The organism is Kribbella sp. CCNWLW201 (assembly GCF_037203805.1).
GTDB lineage: Bacteria > Actinomycetota > Actinomycetes > Propionibacteriales > Kribbellaceae > Kribbella.
This window is the reverse complement of record NZ_JBBCBQ010000024.1, coordinates 1-5,501: the sequence shown is the minus strand read 5'-3', so window position 1 is coordinate 5,501 and position 5,501 is coordinate 1. Positions and strand designations below refer to the sequence as shown.

Annotated in this window: 3 rRNA genes; all 3 read right to left on the bottom strand. The window is 56.0% G+C overall.

Going from position 1 to position 5,501, the window contains the following annotated elements:
* Positions 1–25: 25 nt before the first annotated feature.
* The 3 genes from rrf to V9K99_RS42650 all read right to left on the bottom strand — a co-directional run bounded on the left by rrf (position 26) and on the right by V9K99_RS42650 (position 5,414).
* A 5S ribosomal RNA gene (rrf, locus tag V9K99_RS42660) occupies positions 26–143 on the bottom strand.
* 162 nt (positions 144–305) lie between these two features.
* Positions 306–3,429 (bottom strand): 23S ribosomal RNA (locus tag V9K99_RS42655).
* A gap of 467 nt (positions 3,430–3,896) precedes the next feature.
* Positions 3,897–5,414 (bottom strand): 16S ribosomal RNA (locus V9K99_RS42650).
* Together the 16S, 23S and 5S rRNA genes form the textbook arrangement of a ribosomal RNA operon.
* Between the last annotated feature and the right edge of the window lie 87 nt (positions 5,415–5,501).

Sequence of the window (5,501 nt, the reverse complement as noted above, 5' to 3'; positions counted from 1 at the left end):
GGGGGTGGGCTTTAACAGTGTGAATGTCCGGCGGCGTCCTACTCTCCCACGACCTCCCGGTCGCAGTACCATCGGCGCTGTCGGGCTTAACTTCCAGGTTCGGAATGGAGACTGGGTGTTTCCCCGACGCTATGGCCACCGAAACTCTATCAAAATATCAACCAACCACACCTGCAAGATCACAACACCCGGGGGTGTTGGTTGCTGGGGTTGACCGTATTTCGGGAACCGTACAGTGGACGCGAGAAACTCTCGTTATATGTCGCAGCAAGTCTGTTGTGTGTTGCCCACCCGAAGGTGGGTATAGAGACAAGCCCTCGGCCTATTAGTACCAGTCAGCTACACACGTTGCCGTGCTTCCACTTCTGGCCTATCAACCCAGTGGTCTACTGGGGGCCTTACCCGGTTAACCCGGTGGGAGACCTCATCTTGAAGCGTGCTTCCCGCTTAGATGCTTTCAGCGGTTATCACTCCCGAACGTAGCCAACCAGCCGTGCTCCTGGCGGAACAACTGGCACACCAGAGGTTCGTCCACCCCGGTCCTCTCGTACTAGGGGCAGCCCTTCTCAAGTCTCCTGCGCGCGCAGCGGATAGGGACCGAACTGTCTCACGACGTTCTAAACCCAGCTCGCGTGCCGCTTTAATGGGCGAACAGCCCAACCCTTGGGACCTACTCCAGCCCCAGGATGCGACGAGCCGACATCGAGGTGCCAAACCATCCCGTCGATATGGACTCTTGGGGAAGATCAGCCTGTTATCCCCGGGGTACCTTTTATCCGTTGAGCGACGGTGCTCCCACATGCCACCGCCGGATCACTAGTTCCGACTTTCGTCCCTGCTCGACATGTCTGTCTCACAGTCAAGCTCCCTTGTGCACTTACACTCGACACCTGATTGCCAACCAGGCTGAGGGAACCTTTGAGCGCCTCCGTTACCTTTTAGGAGGCGACCGCCCCAGTCAAACTACCCACCAGGCACTGTCCCTGATCCGGATAACGGACCAAAGTTAGACAGCCAGAACAACCAGAGTGGTATTTCAACGATGACTCCACCCGAACTGGCGTCCGAGCTTCACAGTCTCCCACCTATCCTACACAAGTTGTACCGACCACCAATACCAAGTTGTAGTAAAGGTCCCGGGGTCTTTCCGTCCTGCTGCGCGTAACGAGCATCTTTACTCGTAATGCAATTTCGCCGAGTCCATGGTTGAGACAGCGCCCAAGTCGTTACGCCATTCGTGCAGGTCGGAACTTACCCGACAAGGAATTTCGCTACCTTAGGATGGTTATAGTTACCACCGCCGTTTACTGGCGCTTAAGTTCAAAGCTTCGCCGGCCGAAACCAGCTAACCTGTCCCCTTAACGTTCCAGCACCGGGCAGGCGTCAGTCCGTATACATCGAATTACTTCTTCGCACGGACCTGTGTTTTTAGTAAACAGTCGCTTGGGCCTGGTCTCTGCGGCCATCACCGCTTCCCTCAGCAAGTGAGGTAACGGATCCGGCCCCCCTTCTCCCGAAGTTACGGGGGCATTTTGCCGAGTTCCTTAACCATGGTTCACTCGATCGCCTTGGTATTCTCTACCTGATCACCTGTGTCGGTTTGGGGTACGGGCGGCTCTAACACTCACTGCGAAGTTTTTCTCGGCAGCATGGGATCATCCACTTCCCCTAAACGGGTCCGCCTCGGCTCTCAGGCTCAATGAGACACGGATTTGCCTATGCCTCGCCCTACCACCTTGCCCGCGGATCAGCTTGCGCCTACCATCGCCGCGGTTGGACTACCCTCCTGCGTCACTCCTCAATGCACCTACTACCACCTCGGGTCACCAACTCCACTCATCAACCCGAAGGTCTCCAAGATTCGTCGGTTTAGCATCAGCGGGTTCGGTCGGGTCGTGTTAATGCCGGTACGGGAATATCAACCCGTTGTCCATCGACTACGCCTGTCGGCCTCGCCTTAGGTCCCGACTTACCCAGGGCAGATTAGCTTGACCCTGGAACCCTTGATCATCCGGCGGACGGGTTTCTCACCCGTCATTCGCTACTCATGCCTGCATTCTCACTCGTGCAGCATCCACAACTCCATCACTAGGCTGCTTCACACGCTGCACGACGCTCCCCTACCCATCCACACACCTGGACCAGAACAAGTTCTGGCCGAGTACGAGTGTGAATGCCACAGCTTCGGCGGATTGCTTGAGCCCCGCTACATTGTCGGCGCGGAATCACTTGACCAGTGAGCTATTACGCACTCTTTCAAGGGTGGCTGCTTCTAAGCCAACCTCCTGGTTGTCTGGGCAACTCCACATCCTTTTCCACTTAGCAATCGCTTAGGGGCCTTAGCTGGTGATCTGGGCTGTTTCCCTCTCGACTACGGAGCTTATCCCCCGCAGTCTCACTGCCGCGCTCTCACTTACCGGCATTCGGAGTTTGGCTGATTTCGGTAAGCCGGTAAGCCCCCTAGACCATCCAGTGCTCTACCTCCGGTAAGAAACACGCGACGCTGCACCTATATGCATTTCGGGGAGAACCAGCTATCACGGAGTTTGATTGGCCTTTCACCCCTATCCACAGGTCATCCCCCAGGTTTTCAACCCTGGTGGGTTCGGTCCTCCACGCGGTCTTACCCGCGCTTCAACCTGCCCATGGATAGATCACTCCGCTTCGGGTCTAGAGCATGCGACTAAAACGCCCTATTCAGACTCGCTTTCGCTACGGCTACCCCACACGGGTTAACCTCGCCACACACCACTAACTCGCAGGCTCATTCTTCAAAAGGCACGCCGTCACACCCCACAAGGGAATGCTCCGACGGATTGTAGGCAATCGGTTTCAGGTACTATTTCACTCCCCTCCCGGGGTACTTTTCATCTTTCCCTCACGGTACTAGTCCGCTATCGGTCACCAAGAAGTATTTAGGCTTAGCGGGTGGTCCCGCCAGATTCACACGGGATTTCAAGAGTCCCGTGCTACTTGGGAAAACACTCAAGAGTCACTGTCTTACGCCTACGGGGCCATAACCCACTACGGCTCAACATTCCAGAAGATTCGACTTCAACAGTGATTTATAACTCTCTGACCTCACGGCATCAAGGTCGGAATGCTCCCACAACCCCACATGCGCAACGCACGCCGGCTATCACACGCACATGGTTTAGCCTCATCCGCTTTCGCTCGCCACTACTCACGGAATCACAATTGTTTTCTCTTCCTGCGGGTACTGAGATGTTTCACTTCCCCGCGTTCCCTCCAGAACCCTATGTGTTCAGGCACTGGTAACTGGCTTTAGAATGCCAGCTGGGTTTCCCCATTCGGACACCCCCGGATCACAGCTTGGTTGCCAACTCCCCGGGGCTTATCGCAGGCTCCAACGTCCTTCATCGGCTCTTGGTACCTAGACATCCACCGATTGCCCTTAGTAGCTTGTCACAACAACAACAACAAAATCGCTACAAAGAGATGCTCGCGTCCACTATACAGTTCTCAAAATACGGGCAGGAACACCAACCCCTAACCACCACCTATCAGGCGAACATCCATCCCAGGGAAACAACACACCCAGAACAAACACCCACACCAACGGTTTGATGAGAGCCGGCCCCAGCCACCACACCCAACCAACAACAGTCAGTTGAGCAGTGACCCAGAAGAAACAGTCCAACCCATACGGGAAGGCCCGATTCCTCAGGACCCAACAGCGCGCCTCGAAACTTTCCTCAACCAAACCCCGCGTTCCACGCCTCCACCCCGAAGGATGTCAGCAGTACTAACGGACCCGGTATCGGTCCGAATCTAATGGTCAATGTTCCACAGTCCGAAGCACCATCACCCCGAGACGAACGCTCGAGCAGTGATGAATGAACACCCACCGTAGCGGAATGTTTCGTGCTCCTTAGAAAGGAGGTGATCCAGCCGCACCTTCCGGTACGGCTACCTTGTTACGACTTCGTCCTAATCGCCAGCCCCACCTTCGACGGCTCCCTCCACAAGGGTTAGGCCACCGGCTTCGGGTGTTGCCGACTTTCATGACGTGACGGGCGGTGTGTACAAGGCCCGGGAACGTATTCACCGCAGCGTTGCTGATCTGCGATTACTAGCGACTCCGACTTCATGGGGTCGAGTTGCAGACCCCAATCCGAACTGAGACCGGCTTTTTGGGATTCGCTCCACTTTGCAGTTTCGCAGCCCTTTGTACCGGCCATTGTAGCATGCGTGAAGCCCTGGACATAAGGGGCATGATGACTTGACGTCATCCCCACCTTCCTCCGAGTTGACCCCGGCAGTCTCCTATGAGTCCCCACCATAACGTGCTGGCAACATAGGACGAGGGTTGCGCTCGTTGCGGGACTTAACCCAACATCTCACGACACGAGCTGACGACAGCCATGCACCACCTGTATAGGACCCTTACGGACCCCCCATCTCTGGAGGATTTCCCTATATGTCAAACCCAGGTAAGGTTCTTCGCGTTGCATCGAATTAATCCGCATGCTCCGCCGCTTGTGCGGGCCCCCGTCAATTCCTTTGAGTTTTAGCCTTGCGGCCGTACTCCCCAGGCGGGGCGCTTAATGCGTTAGCTGCGGCACGGAGGACGTGGAATGTCCCCCACACCTAGCGCCCAACGTTTACGGCGTGGACTACCAGGGTATCTAATCCTGTTCGCTACCCACGCTTTCGCTCCTCAGCGTCAGGTAAGGCCCAGAGAGCCGCCTTCGCCACCGGTGTTCTTCCTGATATCTGCGCATTCCACCGCTACACCAGGAGTTCCGCTCTCCCCTGCCTACCTCTAGTCTGCCCGTATCGGAAGCAGGCTCGGAGTTAAGCTCCGAGTTTTCACTCCCGACGTGACGAACCGCCTACGAGCCCTTTACGCCCAATAATTCCGGACAACGCTCGGACCCTACGTATTACCGCGGCTGCTGGCACGTAGTTGGCCGGTCCTTCTTCTGCAGGTACCGTCACTCTCGCTTCGTCCCTGCTGAAAGAGGTTTACAACCCGAAGGCCGTCATCCCTCACGCGGCGTTGCTGCGTCAGACTTTCGTCCATTGCGCAATATTCCCCACTGCTGCCTCCCGTAGGAGTCTGGGCCGTGTCTCAGTCCCAGTGTGGCCGGTCGCCCTCTCAGGCCGGCTACCCGTCGACGCCTTGGTAGGCCATTACCCCACCAACAAGCTGATAGGCCGCGAGCCCATCCCCAACCGCCAGAACTTTCAACCACAAACCATGAAGTCCATGATGATATCCGGTATTAGACCCCGTTTCCGAGGCTTATCCCAGAGTTGAGGGTAGGTTGCTCACGTGTTACTCACCCGTTCGCCGCTCGTGTACCCCCGAAGGGGCCTTACCGCTCGACTTGCATGTGTTAAGCACGCCGCCAGCGTTCGTCCTGAGCCAGGATCAAACTCTCCGTTGAAAAATATGACAAACCAGTTACCCGGTGAGTCGACACATCGAGTGATCCTTTGAATCAGAAACAATCAAACTGACTTGAATCAAAAAT